Below are 20,106 nucleotides of genomic sequence, written 5' to 3'. Positions count from 1 at the left end.
GATTACCCTCATGAGCATTGATCTGCAACCTGTTGCCGCACGTCTGCAAGCCGCAGAAAACCTGACGCATACGCTACAGCAATATCTCAAGGCGGGTGCCTATGATGAGCTGGAAGCGCTCCTCCAGCAGCAGGCAGATTTGTACGCTTCGCCTGAGCAGGATGTCGATGACGAGTTCGATTATGAGTGGTTGACCAATGTACAAAGATTGTTCGACGAGGATACCTGGCAAGCCGAGGCGAGAATGGCCGCCTTGCAGCGGTGGATAGATGCCCGCCCGGACAGCTATCACGCATACTGCTACCTGGGGGCACTGTGGATCGACTTTGCCAGCAGCATCCGCGGTGGTGGCTGGGCACACAGCGTCACAGAAGACCGCTGGGTAGGCGCACGTATGGCGCGCGATAATGCCTGCATTTACTTGCTCAAGGCGATTGACTTGCATGAGCGCCCTGCGCTGGCTTACTACTCTCTGATGCAGATTGCCTCATACCTGCGCGAGCCGGATTGGCTGGTGCATTTGTTCATGGGGGAAGTCACGCCGCCCGCAACCGCCCCGGACGATGAACACGAGCGCCTCCTGTGGGAGGCCGGGCTGGAACATGTCCAGCACTTTGGGGGGAGTCTGTTGCCCTACCCTTCAGCCTTGCCTGGCAAGCTGCCCTCGCGCGCGGAGCACGAATTCGCCGAAGGGCGCTTGTACTGGCTACTACGTGCCATGGATGCTAACCCGCTTCATGTCGCGGCCCTGGATACTGCCACCTACTACCTTTACCCGCGTTGGCATGGCAGCCATGAAGAAATCGAAGCCTTTATCAATGGGCCCTTGTGTGCGGCGCTGAGTGAGAAAGGGCGTGGCCGCCTGTGGTATCGCAAAGCCATGGATTACATCACGGACTATCCAGACCATGAAGACCATGAAGGTCTGGCTGAGCGTGACGCCGACTGGCAGCAACTGCTTGGCCGCCCCATGCCCAACTGGTGTCGTTTCCGTTTGCTGCTGCAATACAGTGAATTTCTCAGCTATCAAGGCAAGGTCAAGCAAGCCTATGTGCACAGTACCGAGGCCGTGCAGATGTACGCTGCGACGACACTGACCGCCTGCGCCGATGAAGATGACATGAAGAATCTGGCCCTGGATGTCGTCCGTGATGGCATGCTCGACCCCAATGAAACCTTTGCCAGTTTGCTGCAAGTGGCTGAGCTATGGAACAACAGTGCCTGGCAGCTGTTGCTGGCGTTGACCGCACGTCAGTTTGGTTTGTTCGGCATGCCGAAAACGGAGCGCGAAGGTCTGCTGGACAAGGCGTTGCTGGCCCTGCGCAGCAGCGAGAGTGAGCATAACGATGCCTATTATGTGCCGGACCTGCTGTGGGATGGCGAGCACCATGAAGCCGCCTACTGGCTGGCCAATGTGCTGGCTGAGCGGGATGTGCCCTGGGCACAGAATTTCCTGACCGACCTCTATCGTGGCGCGCTCGAGGACAGCGAGAATAGCCCCTATCCGGAAAACCCGGAGCGAGCTGAGTTCTGGCAACGTAAAGCGGCGGCGCTTGAACACCCGCGCTCCCAGTTTCTGCTGGCCAAGCGTTACCTGCTGGCTGATGGCTTCATCATCAAGGACCCGCAGCAGTTTGCCGAGGCGCGTGACTTGCTGTTGGCGGCACTCAATGGGGGGGACGATGATGCCATGCTATGGCTCTATCGCTTGTTGATTGACAGTGGCAGTGCAGAAGACGCGCAATGGGCGCACGATCAACTGACACCTGCGTTATTGAACAACGAAGAGAACTATACCCAGCTGTGCACGGCTGTGTATCTGGCAGACTTGTACAGTCGCAAGAAAGGGCCGTATTACTCATCGGAGCTGGCCGTGGCCTGGGCTGAACATGCACAGCAGCTGGATGAGGACGACGACTTTGAAAAGTACCTCAAAGGGCTGATCAAGGACAACAAGAGCAACGGCTTGACCGGGGTGCTGTCACGCATGATGAACACAGGCCGCAAAGAACTGCGTCAAGCGCTGGAAGCTGGCCGTATCTTTGTACCGGAAGGGTTTGAGGTGTGAACCAGAGTGACTTCATCCGGCGGGTCCGCCAGCTGGAATCTGGCGGACCCGCCCGGGACCAGCGTTTTCAGTGGCGCGTGCTGGGTTGGCTTTTGCTTGGCTACGGCGTGATTGGCGGTACGGCTTTATTGGCCATGCTGGCCCCGGTGGCCTTGTTTCTGGCCTTGCTGTTCAGCAAGCATCTGATTGTAGCTGTGCTGTTTGGGGGGAGTTTGCTGGCCGCAAGCCACTTTGGCTGGCGTCTGCTGAAAACCTTGCTGGCGGTGCCGGTAGAGCATGGCGAGGATGCACTGCCCCTGCAGCGGCAGCAAGCGCCCAAGCTGTTTGAACTGCTGGATACGCTGGAGCGGGCGTTTCAGGTTCGTGTGCATCAGGTTCGCCTGGACGCACGGCTGAACGCGGCCATACGCCAGCAGCCCAGGCTAGGCGGTCTGCTGGGCAGCCGCAACACCCTGATCATCGGGATGCCGCTGCTGGCGACCTTCACACTGGAGCAAGCCACGGCGGTGCTGGCGCATGAATTTGCCCACCTGCGCGGGGATCATGGGCGCTTTGGCAGTCATGTGTACCAGATGCGGCTGAGTTGGTACCGGCTTCGTCACCATCTGGAGCGGCAGCGCAGCTATGCCAGCTACCCCCTGCTCCGCTTTTTGCGCTGGTATGCGCCGCGTTTCAACGCGGAATCCTTTGTATTGAACCGTGCCAGCGAATATGCAGCGGATCAGGCGTCTGCACGACTCACCTCAGCAGAAGATGCCGCCACGGCGCTGATCGTCAGCCATCTGGCAGATCACTGGCTGGACCGTGTTTTCTGGCCCCATGTGTATCGTCACAGCCGCGAGCATGCTGAACCCGACGTGGCACCTTATCATCTGATGCTGGGATTGACGGCGCCAGTGGGCCGCATTCCGCTGGCAGAGATGGCCATGCCGTGGTCGCAGGTATTTCGGGACCCCAAGGAATGGATCAGTCAGACCATCCTGATGCATGAGCATCTGTCTCGCTTGACCGATTACGACGATACCCACCCCAGTCTGTACGACCGGATCAGTGCGCTGGGGATGGAGGCCGATTTGCCGCCCTTGCCGCTGCCCTGTGACTATCCTGCGTCTCAAGTCCTGCTGGACGAAAACCAGTCGGTCATTGCGGAGCAGCTGGACGCGCTTTGGCGCGAACATCAGCGCGCTTACTGGCACGAGCAGCATCAGTTGCACGAGCCGCCGGAATTGGCGACCTATCATGGCCTATTGCGCAAGCAAGCCACCCAGGCTTTCTCCGCAGAAGACTGGCTGCAACTGGCCATTGCACAGATGGCGCTGGGTAAGCCGAATGAAGAATGCCGCTTGAGCTTGCGGGCGGCCTTGACCGCCGAGCCGCAACACGCCCGCAGCTTGCATCAGCTGGGCTTGCTGGCCATCCGGATGGAAAATTGGGCGGAAGCGCCAGACATCTTGCAACAGGCGATGCAGGTAGACCCTCAGCTGGAAGCAGCCTGCCTGGACGCGCTGGCCCGGATGGCCATGCTGCAGGAGGATGACCTTGCGGCGGAGCGCTACCTGCTGGCACATGACGAAGCATTGCGGCGCTATGGCCGCAGCCGGCAGGAGTTGGCGTGTGTGGACGCCAGTGACAATTTGCAGCGCCCGACGCTCAGTGCGTATCAGCGCAAGCAACTGCAAGAGGCTTTGCAACCGGTGCGTGGCTGGGTGCGGCAAGTCTGGGTGGCGCACAAGGTATCCCGTCTGAACCCGCGTCATACCACCTGGCTGCTGCTGGTCGAGCCGCAAACAAGCGCTGCCGAATCCCTGCTCTCCCCTGTTCGATCCAGCCACACTGAGGCGTGCCGCGTCTGGCTGGATCGTCACACGGTGCCTATGCCTGACTACTATCAGGACCACGTGCTGACACGCCACGATGCCCTGCTGCTCGCGCGTTTACCAGAATGTGCCCTGCCCTTGTTCGACCCTGCCTGAGCTGTGTTTGATGGTATCAGGCCTAACGTGACGTTGGGCCTGATTAACTTTGCAACATTTGATCAAATTTGACAGACGTCATACTGCATGTCATGATTTGATCAAATATTGCAGTAAACCATCCATGTCTACCACCAATAAACGCACGTTCAATAGAAAGTTCTCTCTGTGGCGATCCGGTGCATCGGGCGGCATATAGCTTACAGATGATTTGATCATATTTATCAAAATCTACTGGAGGCGATCATGCCGGAGCAACTCAGAAACTTTCTTACCCAGCACCAGATTCACGAAGTCGAATGCGTCATCCCGGATATGACGGGCGTCGCGCGCGGCAAGATCGTGCCGCGCAACCTGTTCCTCAATGAGGACGACATGAAAATGTCGAAGGCGGTGTTGATGATCACCGTCAACGGTGAATTTGCCGACTACGAGCGCTTTGTGGGTCCCAGCGATCCGGATATGGTTTGTGTGCCCGACGCCGCGACCGTGCGGCTGGTTCCGTGGGCCATCGAGCCCGTTGCCGTGGTGATCCACGACTGCCAGGACTTTGATGGCCGCCCGGTGGGCATTTCCCCTCGCGCCGTGTTGCGCCGGGTGCTGAAACTCTACGAAGCCAAAGGCTGGCGTCCGGTAGTGGCGCCGGAAATGGAGTTTTACCTGATCGCGCAAAACAACAATCCGCACGAGCCCTTGCGCCCGCCGACCGGACGTGCCGGGCGGCGTGAAGTGGGCCGTCAGTCCTTCTCCATCGACGCCGTCAACGAGTTCGACCCCTTCTTCCAGGACTTATCCAACTTCTGCGATGCCGCCGAACTGGGGGTGGAAACCCTGATCCATGAAGTGGGTGCGGGGCAGATGGAGATCAATTTCTCGCATGGTGATGCGTTGGACCTCGCTGACCGGGTGTTCCTGTTCAAGCGCGCGGTACGGGAAACCGCTTTCCGTCATAACATCTTTGCGACCTTCATGGCCAAGCCGATGGAGGACGAGCCCGGCAGTGCCATGCACATTCACCAGAGCATCGTGGATAAAACGGGCCAGAATATCTTTTCCAATGCCGATGGCAGTGCCAGCGAGCTGTTTTTCAGCTATATCGCCGGCTTGCAGAAGTACATGCCCAAGGCGACCGCCATTTTTGCACCCTATGTGAACTCCTATCGTCGGCTGTCCCGCTTCACCGCGGCACCGATCAATGTGCGCTGGGGTTACGACAACCGTACCTGTGGCATTCGGGTACCCAACTCTGGCCCGGAAGCGCGCCGACTGGAAAACCGGGTGCCGGGGGTCGATGTCAATCCGTATCTGGCCATGGCCGCGACGCTGGCCTGTGGTTATCTGGGGATGGTGGAAGGCTTGCTTGCCTCCCCTCCCATGTCCGACAGCGCCTATAACCTCGACTACGAATTGCCACGCAACCTGGGGGACGCAGTAGAAGCACTGGCGGAGTGCGCCGAGCTGGCTGAAGTCCTGGGCAGTGATTTTGTGCCAGCCTTCTGCTCGGTGAAGGAAAAGGAATACGAAACCTTCTCGCGGGGCATTACGGCCTGGGAACGCGAACACCTGCAACTGCACGTTTAAGGAACAGGAGAACACCATGGAAATCCGTCACGGCATCAACATGGATCGCGCCCGCGCCCTGTTTCGGCGCGAGCAGGAACGTTTTGTCGAAAGCATGCCCCGCTCGAAAGTGCTCTCCACCCAGTCGGGTCAGCACTTGCTGTTTGGCGTACCGCTGCACTGGATGAACGACTGGTCCACCCCTTTCTCGCTATATGTGGCGGCTGCGCGTGGTGCCCGTTTTCAGGATGTGGATGGTCACGACTATGTCGACTTCTGCCTGGGGGATACCGGTGCCATGTTTGGTCATGCCCCGGAGCCGGTGGCACGCGCCATAGCGGAGCAGACCCAGCGAGGTTTTACCACCATGCTGCCGTCTGAAGATGCTGCCTGGGTCAGTGCTGAGCTGGCGCGCCGCTTTGGCCTGCCCTACTGGCAATTTGCCATGACCGCGACCGATGCCAACCGCTTCGTGATCCGCTGGGCGCGTGCGATTACCGGACGCAGCAAGATTCTGGTCTTCAACGGCTGCTACCACGGCACCGTCGATGATGTGTTTGTCGATCTGGTCGAGGGCCAACCGCGCCAGCGTGACAGCCTGCTGGGGCAGGTCTATGACCTGACCCAATACACCCGCGTGGTGGAGTTCAATGACCTGGCCGCACTGGATGCGGCGCTGGCTGAAGGCGACATTGCCTGCGTACTGGCTGAACCGGCGATGACCAATATCGGCATGGTGTTGCCGGAGGAAGGCTACTGGCAGCAGGCGCAGGCCATCATCCGTCGCCATGGTGCCTTGTTGGCCATTGATGAAACCCATACCATCAGTACCGGACCCGGTGGTTACACCCAGGCCTTTGGTTTGCAGCCCGACCTGTTTGTGGTCGGCAAACCGGTCGCGGGCGGCGTACCTTGCGCGGTATATGGCTTCAGCGCCGAACTGGCGGAGCGTGCACAAGCGGCCAAGCGCAATGCCCCGCCCGGCCATTCCGGCATCGGCACCACCCTGACTGCCAACATGCTGGCGATGGCGGCGATGCGTGCCAATCTGGCCGAAGTCATGACCGACGCCGCTTATGCGCACATGATCCCGCTGGCCGAGCAGCTGGCCAAGGGCTTGCGCGAGCGTATTGCGCAGCGGCAACTGCCTTGGTGTGTCACGCAGATCGGGGCGCGTACCGAGTTCCAGTTCACCCCTGCGCCGCCCCGCAATGGCAGTGAAGCTGAGCAGATTCTGGACAGTGAGCTGGAACAGATCATTCATCTGTATTTGCTCAACCGGGGTCTGCTGATTACGCCTTTCCACAACATGATGCTGGTCTGCCCGGATACCCGGGCGGAAGACGTGCAACGCCTGCTGGCGGTCTTTGACCAATGCTTGCAGGAATTGCATGCCTGACAGCCCAAGCGGGGCGCGGTACACTCCCCGTTTTGCGGAAAAGCCTTGCATGAAAACGGCCGACGACAGCACGCTGCAGGATCAGACCTACCGAACGCTACGCCAGTGGCTGACGGTAGGCCGCTTCTTGCCGGGTGAGCGCCTGAAGATCCGCCAGATGTCCGCAGAGCTGGGGGTGGGCGAAATGCCGGTGCGCGCAGCGCTGCAGCGCCTGGCTGCTGAACATGCGGTGGTCAATGTGCCGCACTGTGGCGTCACGGTGCCGCAGCTGTCGCGCGCGCAGTTTGCCGATGTGCTACAGGTGCGGTTGTTGCTGGAAGGCGAAGCCGCCGAGCGGGGCGCACACCGGCTGAGCGATGCCGAGCTGCAAACCTTGCAGCAGCTCTCAGAGCAGATGGCCGCCGCACTGACCATCCCGGATGCCAAAGCCTATCTGGACGCCAACGAACGCTTTCACCTGATCCTCTATCGTGCCAGCGGCTCCCCGCTGCTGCTGGAACTGATCGAAACCGTGTGGCTGCAGGTTGGCCCGATTTCCAACCAGCTGTTTGACGACCCCGACTTTGCCAAACGACTGAATGACGCCCACAGCGATGTCATGCAGGCGCTGCACAAGCGCGACAGCAGCGCGGTCCGCCGTGCCATTGAGCGCGATCTCTTTTACGCCGGACAGTACTTGCAATCGCGTTGTAGCTGAGCGCTGCACGCTTGCGGCATTCGGCTGAACGAGTCAGGCAAATGTCATACAATGCTGGATTGCCCCTGCACAGCGCGCCATGCTGAACCGACTTGACCATTTTCTGCTCAATCCACCACCGCTGCCGCAGTTGTCAGGCTGGCGGCGTGGTGTGGTCGAGTTTTTATTTTTTGGCCTCAAGGAGGCTCGCTCTTGCCTGTTTGCAGGGCTGTTTTTTGGCATGGTGCTGCTGGTGCCGCGAAGTGGTTTGTTTAGCTGGCATCGCTATGATGTCCTGCTGGCAGGGGCACTGCTGATTCAGGCCTTGATGCTGTTGCTCAAGCTGGAAAGCCTGGACGAGCTAAAAGCCGTTTGCCTGTTTCATGTGCTCGGCTTTGGGCTGGAAGTGTTCAAGACATCGGGCCATATTGCGTCATGGAGCTACCCGGACGCGGGCTGGAGCAAACTGTTTGGTGTGCCGCTGTTTGCGGGCTTCATGTACGCTGCCGTGGGAAGTTACATCCTTCAGGCCTGGTATTTGTTCGGTTTGCGCTTTCGTCATCACCCGCCCTACTGGATGGCCACGCTGGTAGCGCTGCTGATCTATGCCAATTTCTTCACCCATCATTACATCATGGATTTTCGCGGCTATCTGGCTATGTTGATCATTGGCCTCTATGCCCGTGCCACGGTCATTTTCCGGCCTTATGATCGTGAGCGCAGCATGCCGCTGTTGCTGAGCTTTGTGTTGATCGGTTTCTTCATCTGGCTGGCCGAAAACATCAGCACTTTTCTCCACATCTGGGCCTATCCCCACCAACTGGGGGGCTGGTCTGCGGTGCACGTGGGTAAATGGGGCTCCTGGTCGCTGCTGGTGATCATGACCTTTACCATCATCACCCATCTACAGCATCACCGCCGCTCAGTGCATGTGCCAGAGTGAGCGGCGTTATAGCCACTCTGTTGGTGCCGCATTGAGGTCCGGCAAGGTCAGCCCATGCTGCGGCAGTGGCAAGGCGGTTTTATAGCGAACCTGCTTCAGCGCAAAGCTGGAGCGGATGCTGGCGATGGCACTGATACGACTGAGGTGCCCGAGGATGAAACGCTCCAGCGCCGGGGTGTCCGGTACCACCACCCGCAGCAGATAGTCCGCATCGCCCGTCATCAAGTAGCACTCCATCACTTCTGGCCGGTCAGCGATGGCCGCCTCAAATTCCTGGATCGTGCGCTCATCCTGCTGCTTCAACGATACATTGATGAATACATTCAGCCGCAGCCCGAGCACCTCCGGGTTCAGCAGGGTTACTTGCTGACGGATGATGCCCAGGTTTTCAATGCGTTTGACCCGGTTGAAACAGGGGGTGGTCGACAGGTGAACGGTGCGCGCCAGTTCCGCGTGCGTCACGCGTGCGTTTTGCTGCATCTGGTGCAGGATGGCAATGTCGGTACGATCCAGCCGTTGCGGGTTCTGCATGATTATTCCAAGTTGGATACAGTTTAAAGAATATTATTACGCCAAGAGCCCCTGCCTTGGCAAACGTTGGATAAATTTTCTGGGGCAATCGCGCTACCATTTTTCGGTGCGCAAGCAAGGTCTTGCATTCCGGTCAATGGCATCCAGCAGGTTGAACATGAACAACATTACCCCTCCCTTTCTGTGGCATACCGTACACCAGCAGGACCCGGACCCTGTAGAGACCGCAGAATGGCGTGAGGCCCTCGAAAGCCTGCTGCAAGCCTCCGGCAGCCAGCGGGTACATGACATCATGGACATGCTGACCGAGCTGGCGCGGCAGCCGCATATTGGCTGGCAGCCACCGCGTGGTACCCCTTACCTGAACAGCATTGCCGTTGAGCAACAGCCTGCATTTCCGGGCGATCTGGCCATCGAAGAGCGACTGGCGTCGATCATGCGCTGGAATGCCCTGGCCATGGTGGTGCGTGCCAATGCAGCCTACGGTGAGCTGGGTGGGCATATCGCCAGTTATGCCAGCGCAGCGGACCTGTTTGAGGTGGGGTTCAACCATTTCTTCCGCGCGGCCTATCCCAATGGGGGGGACGATCTGGTGTTTTTCCAGCCGCACTCGGCCCCTGGCGTGTACGCCCGGGCGTTTCTGGAGGGGCGGCTGAGTGAGGAACAGCTGGGCTATTACCGGCAGGAACTGTCTGCCCAGCAAAACGGTACGCAGGGTTTAAGCAGCTACCCGCACCCGTGGCTGATGCCAGATTTCTGGCAGTTTCCCACCGGTTCCATGGGCCTGGGGCCGATCAGCTCCATCTATCAGGCCCGCTTCATGCGCTACCTGAGCCACCGGCAACTGCTGGATACCCGTGGGCGCAAGGTGTGGGGGGTGTTTGGCGATGGCGAAATGGACGAGCCGGAGAGCATGAGTGCGCTCACCCTGGCGGCCCGTGAGCAGCTGGATAACCTGATCTGGGTAGTGAACTGCAACCTGCAGCGGCTGGATGGCCCGGTACGGGGCAATGGCCGCATCATCGACGAGCTGGAAACCCTGTTCACCGGCGCGGGCTGGCGCGTGATCAAGCTGGTATGGGGCTCGGACTGGGACGGCCTGTTGGCACGCGACCATGCCGGGGCCTTGACCCGTGCGTTTGCGCATACCGTGGATGGTCAGTTACAGACGTTTGCGGCCAAGGATGGCCGTTACAATCGTGAGCACTTCTTTGGGCAAAACCCGGAATTGGCCGCACTGGCGCAAGGCCTCACCGATGAGCAGATCGACCGGTTGAAGCGCGGTGGGCACGATCTGGTGAAGATTCATGCCGCTTATCATGCCGCGATGCAAACCGAAGGTTGCCCCACCGTGATCTTGGCCCATACCAAAAAGGGTTACGGTATGGGCGAGGCCGGTCAAGGCCGCATGACCACCCACCAGCAGAAGAAGCTGGAACGGGATGACCTGATTGCCTATCGCAACCGCTTCAACCTGCCGCTGACCGATGAGCAAGCCGCCAGCCTGACCTTGGTGCGCCCAGCGGCAGACAGTCCGGAAATGCAGTATCTGCATGCTCGCCGTCGCGAGCTGGGCGGTGCATTGCCGGCAAGGCGGACCCAGGCAGACGTGATTGCGGTGCCACCGCTGGCGCAGTATGGTCAATTTGCACTGCAAGCCGGTGGCAAGGAAATGAGCACCACCATGGCTTTCGTGCGCATGCTGTCCAGCTTGCTCAAGGAGCGCCCGCTCGGCCAGCGCATCGTACCGATTGTGGCTGACGAAGCGCGCACCTTTGGCATGGCAAATCTGTTCAAGCAGATTGGTATTTATTCCAGCGCCGGTCAGCAGTATGAGCCGGAAGACATTGGCTCGGTGCTGAGCTACCGTGAGGCGCTGGACGGGCAGATTCTGGAGGAAGGCATCAGCGAAGCGGGTGCCATCAGCAGCTGGACCGCTGCCGCCACCAGTTATTCCGTGCATGGCCTGGCCATGCTGCCCTTCTATATCTATTACTCGATGTTTGGCTTCCAACGCATTGGTGATCTGATCTGGGCTGCAGCAGACCAGCGCGCTCGCGGTTTCCTGCTGGGAGCAACCTCGGGACGTACCACGCTGGGTGGCGAAGGCTTGCAACATCAGGATGGCAGCAGCGTGATGCAGGCCGCAGCCATACCCAACTGCAAAGTCTATGATCCTTGCTTTGCTGGTGAACTGGCCGTGATTCTGGATCACGGCATGCGGCAGATGATGGAGCACCAGCAGGATGTGTTCTATTACCTGACGGTGATGAACGAGAGCTACGCCCAGCCAGACCTGCCTGAGGACGCGGTACCGGGTGTGCTCAAGGGCATGTACCGCTTTGCCCATCTGACGGTGCCGGAGGCGCGCGGCAAGGTGCGCCTGCTCGGCTCCGGTGCCATTCTGCGGGAAGTGATCGCGGCAGCCAGTTTGCTGCAGCAGGAATGGCAGGTGGAGGTTGAGGTGTGGAGCGTAACCAGCTTTGCCGAGCTGTCACGCGAGGCTCAGGAGCTTGAGCGCTGGAACCGTCTGCATCCGCAGGATGAGGCACGCGTCGCGCATGTCTCGCAGTGCCTGCAGGGTGATGCGCCGGTGATCGCCGCTACCGACTACGTACGCGCCTGGCCCATGCTGGTAGCCAGTTACTTGCGCGCACCCTATACGGTATTGGGGACCGATGGCTTTGGCCGCAGTGATACCCGGCTTGAGCTGCGCCAGTTCTTTGAAGTGGATCGCCACCAGATTGTGCTGGCGGCCCTCCATAGCCTGCGGCAGCAAGGTTATTGCGATGCGGTGCTATGCCAACAAGCCATCAACCGCTATGGCATTACCAGTGAGCGCGAGGCCCCCTGGCATCGCTAAGCCCTTGTTGAATGATGCTGGGTCACCCATACTGAGCTGACGATACACAGGGAGGTGTACCGATGGCCGTAGACCCAGCATTGGCAGACGAGATCAGGGGGCTGTTGTCCGGTGAGCCTGGGGTCGACGAGAAAAAGATGTTTGGCGGGCTATGCTGGATGTGGCGCGGGCATATGCTGTGCTGCATCAGTAAAGACGGGCGTTACCTGTTTCGGGTCGGCCCCGCACAGCAGGATGAGGCACTGGCCCGGCCCGGTGCGACAGTCATGGTGCATGGTGGCCGAACCATGACCGGCTTCATCTGGGTGGAGGCCGCCCCTGCCAGGGCATATGGTCTGACACTGTGGCTGGACTTGGCCCGCCACTTTGTGGAAAGCTTGCCGCCCAAGTAGATACAAGTAAGCATGAATCTGTAACATCCATCGCAGATGATGCGTCCGTCAGGTACCATCGAAGCTTCCTGGCGTGCAAGGAAGCCACCTGCTCAAGGAAAGCGCCATGCGTCTTGCAAGCAAAATCTTGCTGTACCTCTTGTCTATCGGTGTTGCGGGCTATGCCGTGGTCGCGTACACCGCGTTCCCGATCGGCAGCCTGGTGCATCCGGACATGTTGCGGAGTTTTCAGGCGCACCGCATCGAAGTGTATGTCCATATTTTTACGTCCGCGTTGGCGCTGTTATTGGGGCCGCTGCAGTTTTCCCAAGCCTTGCGAGCGCGTAAACCGGCGCTACACCGCTGGCTGGGACGGGCCTATCTGGGGTTGGGCGTCCTGCCCGGCGGGCTGGCCGGCTTGCTGATCGCACGTAACGCCTATGGCGGCATGCTCTCTACACTGGGGTTTGCCGCACTGGCCATCGCATGGCTATATAGCGGGCTGCGTGCCTATCTCGCCATTCGGCAGCGTGACATCGGCACACACCGCCGCTGGATGATACGCAATTTCGCGCTCACCCTGGCGGCTGTTACGCTGCGCTGCTACCTGCCGCTCAGCATGCTCACGGCTATTCCGTTTGAACGGGCTTACCCTGTGATTGCATGGCTATGCTGGGTACCCAACCTGCTGATCGCAGAACGGTGGTTGCACAGTCGAGGGAAACAGGCTCCAGCGTAACCCGCGGTCTGATGAGGTATGTCTGTGATGCCTTACGGTAGCCCCGCCTCCGCGCTTGCCGCAGATAGGGCGCGTCGTTATACTGGAGAACCTTTCATGCCCGCAATGAAAGGTTCTCCATGCTGGATCTGGCTACGCTCTCGCTGTTTTCCCTTGCCGCACTGCTGCTGACAATTACTCCAGGCCCTGACATGCTGTTGATGACGGCTCGAACCTTGAGTCAAGGGCGCTATTCAGGCTTTGCAACACTGGCGGGTATCCAGACGGGAACCTATCTGCATGCACTGGCCGCTGCCTTGGGCCTCTCACAGCTCATGCGCATGGTACCGCTGGCCTATGACGGGGTACGTATTGCCGGTGCGCTATACCTGCTGTGGCTGGCCATCCAGACACTACGCAGCCCTGCGACCGCTGCGGCTACCGATCAACCCAGCCCCCTGCGCATGGGGCAGGTTTACCGGCAAGGCTTGTTGTGTAACGTTCTGAACCCCAAGATGGCCTTGTTTGTGCTGGCCTTGTTTCCGCAATTCACCCACCCGGCGGCAGGCTCCATGGTGCTGCAATTCCTGCTGCTTGCTACGGTATTGAACCTGATTGGCCTCGTGGTGAACGGGGTGGTGATTCTGCTGGCGCATCAGGTAATGCGCCGTATGCGCGGACAAGCCCCTCGGCGCTGGCCCCGCTATCTGCTGGGTGGTGTGTTTGGGGGGCTGGCGCTGCGCATGCTGTGGCCTGCCGGACGATGAACCCTGAGGTTCAGCGGTTGGCTTGCTGCAGGTAATCCGTCATCAGGTGTTCGGGCTTGAGCTGGAGCGATGCCTCCCGGTCAAAGCTCAGCGACAACTCGCCAAGCCCCGGGAGATAGAGTCGTGCGCCGTGGCTGGGTCCTTCTCGCATCAGCAAGCATTCCTTGCCCTCCACCTCGGTATAGAACTCGTTGAGCCGGTCATTGCCTTCATGCAGGCTGGCTCGCAGCACGCGACCGTCCCATGGATGATTCACACCATACGTCTTGATCAGGACAGCCTCACCACTGGCAAGCCATGCCAGTTCTACAGTCAGGGTTTTCGGGCCTTGATAGGATTCGCCATAGCGGGCAACGGGTTCTCTTTTGGCTTGCATCAAACTTCCTTGTGCCGTGATTCGGTAAACGGTTGGTCGTGATATGACGGACGTGGATTGAACGCGTGCTTATTTGCCAGCGTATTGTTCGTATTCCGTCATGAGGTGCTCAGGCTGCACGGACAGGGATTCTTCCCGCTTGAACTGCAAATAGGACTCACCCAATCCCGGCAAGTAAATCTGCGCTTGATACTGGCCAACCAGCATCATCACATAGTCCTTGCCGTCCACTTTCAGATAGTACTCGCTACGGTCGTCGCGCCCGCTGCGTACGTCAACTCGCAGTACCTTTCCATCCCATGCGTGATCGACTCCATACACCTTGATCAGCGCCTGCGTGCCGCTGGCCAGCTTGGCCAGTTCTACTGTCATGGTCTTGGGTCCCAAGTAGTATTCACCATACTTGGCCATGGCTTCACGTGCCAGGGTGAGTGTGGACGCGCTGAGCAGCACAGCGCCCAGAATCAGGGAACGAAACAGCATGGAGTCTCCTCAAATGCATATGGCTGTGATTGATGATGGGCAAACCTTAGCACGTCATAATTGACAATGTCATGTGAGTTTGTGCTCACAAGGCACGCGCAGGCACTCACAACACGCTATGATGGAATAGACCCTAAACAAGGAAATGAGCAGACCATGCTACTGTACGGCAGCAGTGATTCGGGACACAGCTTCAAGGTGCGCAGTTTTTTGTTGCTGGCCAATCTGCAGCATCGCTATGAGTGGATCGACCTCGGTCTACCACGCGAGCAGCGTCCTGCCGCCTTTGTGACCGCCAGCCGATTTGGCGAAGTCCCTGTTCTGGTGGATGAAGGTCGCTCACTCTGTCAGTCCAACGCCATTCTGCAATATCTGGCGCGCAAGACCGGGCGCTTTACCGGAGGCAGCGGCGAGTGGCAAACGGTGCTGGAATGGCTCAGCTGGGAAACCAACCGCATCGGCTTCAGCCTGCCCAATTATCGCTTTGCGCTGCTGTGGTCACCGCTGCCGGCAGACGTCATGCATTATCTGCTGCAACGGCTGCTGGCTGATCTGGGTACGCTGGAGCAGCATCTTGAGCAACACGCCACCTTGCTGGAAAGCGGATTGACCATTGCAGACCTGAGCTGTGGTGCTTATCTGCACTGGTTGCCGCAAGTAGGGCTGCCGCTGTCGGATTACCCCAACATCACCCGTTGGCTGCAGCACATGACCAGCCAGCCGGGATGGCTGCATCCCGATCAGGCGCTGGCGCGCCACGCTAGCGAGTAAGCTTGACAGCCCGCATGGCTTTACTTATATTTCTGTATATACAGAAATTGAAAGCAAGCCATGCAGCTCTCCCCCACCATGCAGAAGTACATCCTCCATTGGGGGGAGATGGGTACCCGCTGGGGCGTGAACCGCACGGTCTCGCAGATCCATGCCCTGCTATTTCTGGCTAACCGTCCCCTGCACGCTGAGGAAATCAGCGAGACCTTGGGTGTGGCCCGCTCCAATGTCAGTACCAGCCTGAAAGAACTGCAAGGCTGGGGACTGGTCAAGATCCAGCACCTGCCGCAAGACCGCCGGGATCACTTTGTCGCGCATCAGGAAGTGTGGGACATCTTCCGCACGGTGCTGGAAGAGCGCAAACGGCGGGAACTCGACCCCACCCTGTCTGTACTGCGCGAGTGCTCACTCGAAGCCGAAAACGACCCGGAACTGGAAACCGCCACCCGCGAAAAGATGGATCGGGTGCTGGTCTTTCTGGAAATGCTGATGCAGGCCTACGCCGACTTCAAGCATTTGCCACCACAGACGCTACAGCGTTTCCTGAAGATGGGCGGTAAGGTGGCCAAACTGTTCGGGAGTGATGACACTCCAGCGTTGTAAGTCCACGTTCAATCCAGGCAGGCTCTCCTGCCTTTTTTGCAAAAGGGAATTTCTGTGTGTACAGAAAAATTGAAAACCAAGCGTGGCTTCCTGATCCACTTCCTGCTGCTGGGCTGCTTTGTACACGCACTGGCGGGGATGGCCATGACAGCCAGGCCGGAGCTGCTGGCGCAGTTTCTGGGGCCTTTCCAGGCCAGCTTTTGGGCGACAGCGGTACCCCAAGCGGCGCACCAACAACTGCTGTGGTGGCTACAGGCTTTTGGTGCCACGCTGCAAATGCTGGGCCTGTGCATGACCCTCATGGTCTGGAGCGGACGGCATCACCGGCAACCCATGGTCTGGCTAGGGCTGGCGCTGGCCTTGCTGTTATGGGCTCCACAAGACATCAGTTTGTCCTGGCAGCGGGGCATTGCCTTGTTTGTCAGCCTGGACCTGCTGGCAGTGCTGGCCTTGCTGCCACCGCTGCTGCTGCTGTACTTCATCGATAAGCGAGGTGATGCATGACTGCCCTGTTCGCCATTTTAACCTTCCAGGCCATACTGGGGGCACTGGACATGCTGCTCAACCATGAATGGCGTGAACACCTGCCCAGCCGACCGGGAGCACGACTGGAGCAGGCTTTGCACGCGGCTCGCGAGTGGCTGTACGGCATGCTGTTCCTGGCTTTAGCCTGGGCGCAGTGGCAAGGCAGCTGGGCCTGGTTGCTGGCTGCCGTATTGCTGGGTGAGATCCTGCTCACGGCCTGGGATTTCGTGGAAGAGGATCGCACCCGTGTCCTGTCGCCCAACGAGCGTGTGATGCATCTGGTACTCAGCATGGGGGCCGGTGCGGTATGTACCCTCATGTTGCCTATGGTGTTGCAGTGGTCCCGCCTGCCGGATGCCGTCGTGCTGAGCCGTCATGGTTACTGGACCGGTTTGTTTACCCTGTTTGCCATCGGTGTCTGGGTTTGGGCTGTGCGTGATACCTGGGCCGCCATCACGCTGTATCGCCTGCACAAAGGAGTTCAAACATGAACATCCTGCTGCTGGGCGCAAGTGGCTTCATCGGCAAACGGCTGGCGGCTCAGTTGGTCCAGCTCGGCCATGTGGTGCAGGCGGTGGGTCGTCGTGACCCTGCGCTGACAGGTGTCCGTTGGGTGGAAGCAGATCTTGCCTGCATGACACACGAGAACGACTGGTTGCCGCTGCTGAACGGTGTTGATGCGGTCATCAACTGTGTCGGCATCTTGCTGGAGCCCCATGCCGGGGCCTATGCGACCTTGCATGCCGACATGCCTTGCGCGCTGTTTGCGGCCTGTGAAGCGCGTCAGGTCCGCCGCGTGATCCAGCTCTCTGCCTGGGGTAGCGATGTTGACGCTGAAACCGCTTACTGGCGCAGCAAGGGCAAGGCGGATGCGGATCTGCTGGCGCGAGATCTGGACGGTGTGGCCCTCCGCCCCTCACTGGTGTACGGCGAAGAGGGTGACAGCAGCCGTGGCATGCGCACGCTGGCCACGCTGCCGGTGCTTGTGCTACCCATGGCGCGGCGGGCACGCGTACAGCCCATCCATGTCGATGATCTGGTCGCGCTGATGCTGGCTTTGCTGGCAGCAGCACCGGCTCAGCGTGGTATCGTCGATGCCGTTGGCCCGCACAGCTGCAGCTTTGCCGATTATCTGTCGATCCTGCGGCAAGGCATGCGTGCTGGCGCAGGTTGGGTATTGCCATTGCCGGATGGTTTGGCCTATACCGTAGCCCGGCTGGCGGCCCATGTGCCGGGGAGCTTGTTGACGCCAGATACCCTTCGCATGCTGGCGGCTAGTGCTGGACCGGGGCCACTGGCAGATCCCCTGCCCTGCCAACAGCTGCTTGGGCGGCCGCTGCGGCACCCTACCAGCTTTGCGGCCCCAGAATTACGTGCGGCAGCAGTAATGGGCTGGGCAGAACCGATGCTGCGGGTGATGATGGCGCTGTTATGGCTGTGGAGTGCACTCACCGGCTGGTGGTGGCCGCGTGAACAGTCGCTGGGCTGGTTACACGCCTGTGGCATCCCCGCCGCATGGGCGCCTGCTGCGCTGGCAGGGGCCTGTCTGCTCGACATCAGCCTGGCGGTGCTGCTTGTCCTGCACCCTCGGCGCTGGCTATGGGGCGCGCAAGCCCTGCTGGTGGCCTTTTACAGCGTCAGCCTGAGCTTGGGCATGCCTGAGTGGTGGCTGCATCCTTTCGGCGCCCTCAGCAAGAACCTGCCGATTGTGCTGCTGCTGATCATGATGTGGCGTATAAGTGAGGACAAGCCATGAGCTACCTGTTGCTGAAATACCTGCATATTCTGTCTGCCACGCTGATGTTTGGTACTGGCCTGGGGACTGCCTTTTATATGTTTGTGACCAACCGGGGCAAACAGGTACAGAGTATTGCGACCGTATCGCATTGGGTGGTCAAGGCCGACTGGTGGTTTACCACCCCCAGCGTGATTTTCCAGCCGATCAGCGGCTTGTGGATGGCGCATCTGGCGGGCTGGCCACTGCACAGCCACTGGTTGCTGGCAACCTTCGCCCTGTACGCACTGGCCGCCATCTGCTGGCTACCGGTAGTGTGGCTGCAATTGCGCATGCGGGACATGGCCCACTACGCGCTGCTGCACGGTGAGCGCTTGCCCGGACGCTACTGGCAGTATGAGCGCCTGTGGACCCTGCTGGGCATCCCCGCCTTTGTGGGGCTATTGGTGGTGTACTGGATGATGGTGGCTAAACCGGCCTAGCCTGCGAGCCTCACGCTGGTGCTTGCAGCCAGTCCAGCAGTGGCTGCCACTGCTCGCGCTCCTTGGCGTAGCGTAGTGTCGGCAGGTCAAACAGGGTCAAGCCACGGGCAATGGTCTGCACGTAGAGCTGCGCATCGCGAATGTGCGTCACGCACGGTAGATCAAACCGCTGCAGAAAGCTGGCCAACTGGCGGGCACTCTGCGTTCGCGGGTTGACACGCATGCCCACCACCGCCACCCGTATCTTGCCCTTGCGCACCACCTTGGCCTCGGCCAGGGCCTGCAAAAAGGGTTCGCTGGCCCACATGTCCATCGGCGAGGCCTGGACCGGAACGATGACGCTATCCACCGCGTCCAGTACTGCGGCCCATTTCTTACCGTGTAAACCGGCCGGGCTGTCCAGTATCGCCCATTCCGTGCCTTTGGGTGGGCGCATCGGTCCATCCAGCTGCGCCTCCCAGCCATGCACGGGCGGGAATTGCTCCGGGCGGGCCTGCAACCAGTGGCGGGTGGATTGCTGGCGGTCGACATCACCCAGCATGGTGCGCCAGCCCTGCCAGGCAGACCAGCTGGCCAAGTGAGTAGCCAGGGTGGATTTGCCGCTACCGCCCTTGGGATTGGCGATCAGGATGCGTCGCATGGGCCTTGCCTCTTAAACCGGTTTGCGCTCATACACCGCCTGGGCCAGCGTACCGGAATCCACATGTTCCAGCTCGCCGCCTACCGGCAAACCGCGCGCAATTCGGGTAACACCGATCTGCTGCCGTTTCAGCATCTCGGCAATATAGTAGGCGGTGGCCTCGCCTTCCGCCGTATAATTGGTGGCGAGGATGACTTCTTCCACCACACCATCCTGCGCACGCTTGAGCAGCTGTTCCAAGGCGATATCTTTCGGGCCGATGCCGTCCAGCGGAGACAAGCGCCCCTGCAGCACGTAGTACAGTCCTTGGTGGCAGCGTGCCTGCTCCATCATTAGCAGGTCGGCGGGCATCTCGACCACGCACAGCTTGGTGCGATCGCGTTCATCATCCCGGCACAGACTGCATACCTCATGCTCGCTGTAGTTGTTGCACAGGCTGCAACGCACCAGGGTGTCGAGCGCCAGATTAAGCGAGAAGGCCAGACGCCGTGCGCCGGTCTGATCCCGCTGCAGCAAGTGATACGCCATGCGCTGCGCTGAACGTGGCCCTACTCCCGGCAGGCATTTCAGCGCGTCGATCAGCTCCAGCAGGGCAGACGGGCTGTTTTGCGGAGATTTCACC

The 20,106-nt window shown here is 59.7% G+C and carries 21 protein-coding genes; 16 read left to right on the top strand and 5 right to left on the bottom strand.

What is annotated here, in order from left to right; all coding sequences use genetic code 11:
• Nucleotides 1-10 precede the first annotated feature (10 nt).
• The 6 genes from ACE3O2_RS08340 to ACE3O2_RS08315 all read left to right on the top strand — a co-directional run bounded on the left by ACE3O2_RS08340 (nt 11) and on the right by ACE3O2_RS08315 (nt 8,619).
• Complete coding sequence (locus ACE3O2_RS08340) at nt 11-2,068, top strand: DUF4034 domain-containing protein (protein WP_374336495.1); 2,058 nt, start codon at nt 11-13, stop codon at nt 2,066-2,068.
• The gene (locus ACE3O2_RS08335) at nt 2,065-4,041 is read left to right on the top strand and encodes a M48 family metalloprotease (RefSeq protein WP_374336493.1); all 1,977 of its coding nucleotides are present in this window, start codon (nt 2,065-2,067) and stop codon (nt 4,039-4,041) included. Before ACE3O2_RS08340 ends, ACE3O2_RS08335 begins: the two co-directional genes overlap by 4 nt.
• A gap of 246 nt (nt 4,042-4,287) precedes the next feature.
• Nucleotides 4,288-5,622 carry a glutamine synthetase family protein gene (locus ACE3O2_RS08330; RefSeq protein ID WP_374336490.1) on the top strand — a complete coding sequence of 445 codons (1,335 nt, stop codon included), beginning with the start codon at nt 4,288-4,290 and terminating at the stop codon, nt 5,620-5,622.
• A gap of 16 nt (nt 5,623-5,638) precedes the next feature.
• On the top strand, nt 5,639-7,000 hold the full coding sequence (locus tag ACE3O2_RS08325; protein ID WP_374336488.1) for an aspartate aminotransferase family protein: 1,362 nt from the start codon (nt 5,639-5,641) through the stop codon (nt 6,998-7,000).
• Between the two features lie 49 nt (nt 7,001-7,049).
• Nucleotides 7,050-7,697 carry a GntR family transcriptional regulator gene (locus ACE3O2_RS08320; RefSeq protein ID WP_374336486.1) on the top strand — a complete coding sequence of 216 codons (648 nt, stop codon included), beginning with the start codon at nt 7,050-7,052 and terminating at the stop codon, nt 7,695-7,697.
• A 79-nt stretch (nt 7,698-7,776) separates the two neighbouring features.
• Nucleotides 7,777-8,619, top strand: coding sequence for a DUF817 domain-containing protein (locus ACE3O2_RS08315; RefSeq protein WP_374336484.1), 843 nt, complete (start codon nt 7,777-7,779; stop codon nt 8,617-8,619).
• 6 nt (nt 8,620-8,625) lie between these two features.
• On the opposite strand, the gene ACE3O2_RS08310 is transcribed toward ACE3O2_RS08315, so the two are convergent.
• On the bottom strand, nt 8,626-9,150 hold the full coding sequence (locus tag ACE3O2_RS08310) for an Lrp/AsnC family transcriptional regulator (protein ID WP_374336482.1): 525 nt from the start codon (nt 9,148-9,150) through the stop codon (nt 8,626-8,628).
• A 157-nt stretch (nt 9,151-9,307) separates the two neighbouring features.
• Here ACE3O2_RS08310 and mdeB point away from each other — a divergent pair, with 157 nt between their 5' ends.
• The 4 genes from mdeB (at nt 9,308) to ACE3O2_RS08290 (ending at nt 13,869) form a co-directional block, all read left to right on the top strand.
• On the top strand, nt 9,308-12,013 hold the full coding sequence (mdeB, locus tag ACE3O2_RS08305; RefSeq protein ID WP_374336480.1) for an alpha-ketoglutarate dehydrogenase: 2,706 nt from the start codon (nt 9,308-9,310) through the stop codon (nt 12,011-12,013).
• 62 nt (nt 12,014-12,075) lie between these two features.
• On the top strand, nt 12,076-12,405 hold the full coding sequence (locus tag ACE3O2_RS08300; protein WP_374336478.1) for a TfoX/Sxy family protein: 330 nt from the start codon (nt 12,076-12,078) through the stop codon (nt 12,403-12,405).
• A gap of 106 nt (nt 12,406-12,511) precedes the next feature.
• On the top strand, nt 12,512-13,123 hold the full coding sequence (locus tag ACE3O2_RS08295) for a DUF2306 domain-containing protein (RefSeq protein WP_374336476.1): 612 nt from the start codon (nt 12,512-12,514) through the stop codon (nt 13,121-13,123).
• Between the two features lie 119 nt (nt 13,124-13,242).
• Entirely contained in the window at nt 13,243-13,869 is a 627-nt protein-coding gene (locus tag ACE3O2_RS08290) for a LysE family translocator (RefSeq protein WP_374336474.1), read from the top strand.
• A 10-nt stretch (nt 13,870-13,879) separates the two neighbouring features.
• Here the strand turns inward: ACE3O2_RS08290 and ACE3O2_RS08285 are convergent, their stop codons facing one another.
• Together ACE3O2_RS08285 and ACE3O2_RS08280 are read right to left on the bottom strand one after the other, a co-directional pair.
• Nucleotides 13,880-14,245 carry a hypothetical protein gene (locus ACE3O2_RS08285; protein ID WP_374336472.1) on the bottom strand — a complete coding sequence of 122 codons (366 nt, stop codon included), beginning with the start codon at nt 14,243-14,245 and terminating at the stop codon, nt 13,880-13,882.
• A gap of 69 nt (nt 14,246-14,314) precedes the next feature.
• On the bottom strand, nt 14,315-14,728 hold the full coding sequence (locus ACE3O2_RS08280; protein WP_374336470.1) for a hypothetical protein: 414 nt from the start codon (nt 14,726-14,728) through the stop codon (nt 14,315-14,317).
• A 156-nt stretch (nt 14,729-14,884) separates the two neighbouring features.
• On the opposite strand from ACE3O2_RS08280, the gene ACE3O2_RS08275 reads away from it, so the two are divergent.
• The 6 genes from ACE3O2_RS08275 (at nt 14,885) to ACE3O2_RS08250 (ending at nt 18,844) form a co-directional block, all read left to right on the top strand.
• Nucleotides 14,885-15,499 carry a glutathione S-transferase family protein gene (locus ACE3O2_RS08275; RefSeq protein ID WP_168875378.1) on the top strand — a complete coding sequence of 205 codons (615 nt, stop codon included), beginning with the start codon at nt 14,885-14,887 and terminating at the stop codon, nt 15,497-15,499.
• A 60-nt stretch (nt 15,500-15,559) separates the two neighbouring features.
• Nucleotides 15,560-16,102: a GbsR/MarR family transcriptional regulator gene (locus tag ACE3O2_RS08270; protein WP_374336468.1), complete on the top strand. Its 543-nt coding sequence runs from the start codon at nt 15,560-15,562 to the stop codon at nt 16,100-16,102.
• 69 nt (nt 16,103-16,171) lie between these two features.
• Nucleotides 16,172-16,606 (top strand): hypothetical protein, encoded by a 435-nt coding sequence (locus ACE3O2_RS08265; protein WP_374336465.1) that lies wholly within the window; start codon nt 16,172-16,174, stop codon nt 16,604-16,606.
• Nucleotides 16,603-17,118: a hypothetical protein gene (locus tag ACE3O2_RS08260; RefSeq protein WP_374336463.1), complete on the top strand. Its 516-nt coding sequence runs from the start codon at nt 16,603-16,605 to the stop codon at nt 17,116-17,118. The genes ACE3O2_RS08265 and ACE3O2_RS08260 overlap by 4 nt, the downstream gene beginning before the upstream one ends.
• Complete coding sequence (locus ACE3O2_RS08255; protein WP_374336461.1) at nt 17,115-18,383, top strand: SDR family oxidoreductase; 1,269 nt, start codon at nt 17,115-17,117, stop codon at nt 18,381-18,383. The genes ACE3O2_RS08260 and ACE3O2_RS08255 overlap by 4 nt, the downstream gene beginning before the upstream one ends.
• Entirely contained in the window at nt 18,380-18,844 is a 465-nt protein-coding gene (locus ACE3O2_RS08250; protein WP_374336459.1) for a DUF2269 family protein, read from the top strand. The genes ACE3O2_RS08255 and ACE3O2_RS08250 overlap by 4 nt, the downstream gene beginning before the upstream one ends.
• 10 nt (nt 18,845-18,854) lie before the next feature.
• Here the strand turns inward: ACE3O2_RS08250 and ACE3O2_RS08245 are convergent, their stop codons facing one another.
• Nucleotides 18,855-19,484: an AAA family ATPase gene (locus ACE3O2_RS08245; RefSeq protein WP_374336457.1), complete on the bottom strand. Its 630-nt coding sequence runs from the start codon at nt 19,482-19,484 to the stop codon at nt 18,855-18,857.
• A gap of 12 nt (nt 19,485-19,496) precedes the next feature.
• Nucleotides 19,497-20,105 (bottom strand): recombination mediator RecR, encoded by a 609-nt coding sequence (gene recR, locus ACE3O2_RS08240; RefSeq protein ID WP_374336455.1) that lies wholly within the window; start codon nt 20,103-20,105, stop codon nt 19,497-19,499.
• Nucleotide 20,106 lies beyond the last annotated feature (1 nt).

This window comes from Leeia sp. (genome assembly GCF_041909055.1).
GTDB lineage: Bacteria > Pseudomonadota > Gammaproteobacteria > Burkholderiales > Leeiaceae > Leeia > Leeia aquatica.
The sequence above is the reverse complement of the archived record's forward strand: the minus strand, read 5'-3'. Positions and strand labels throughout refer to the sequence as shown.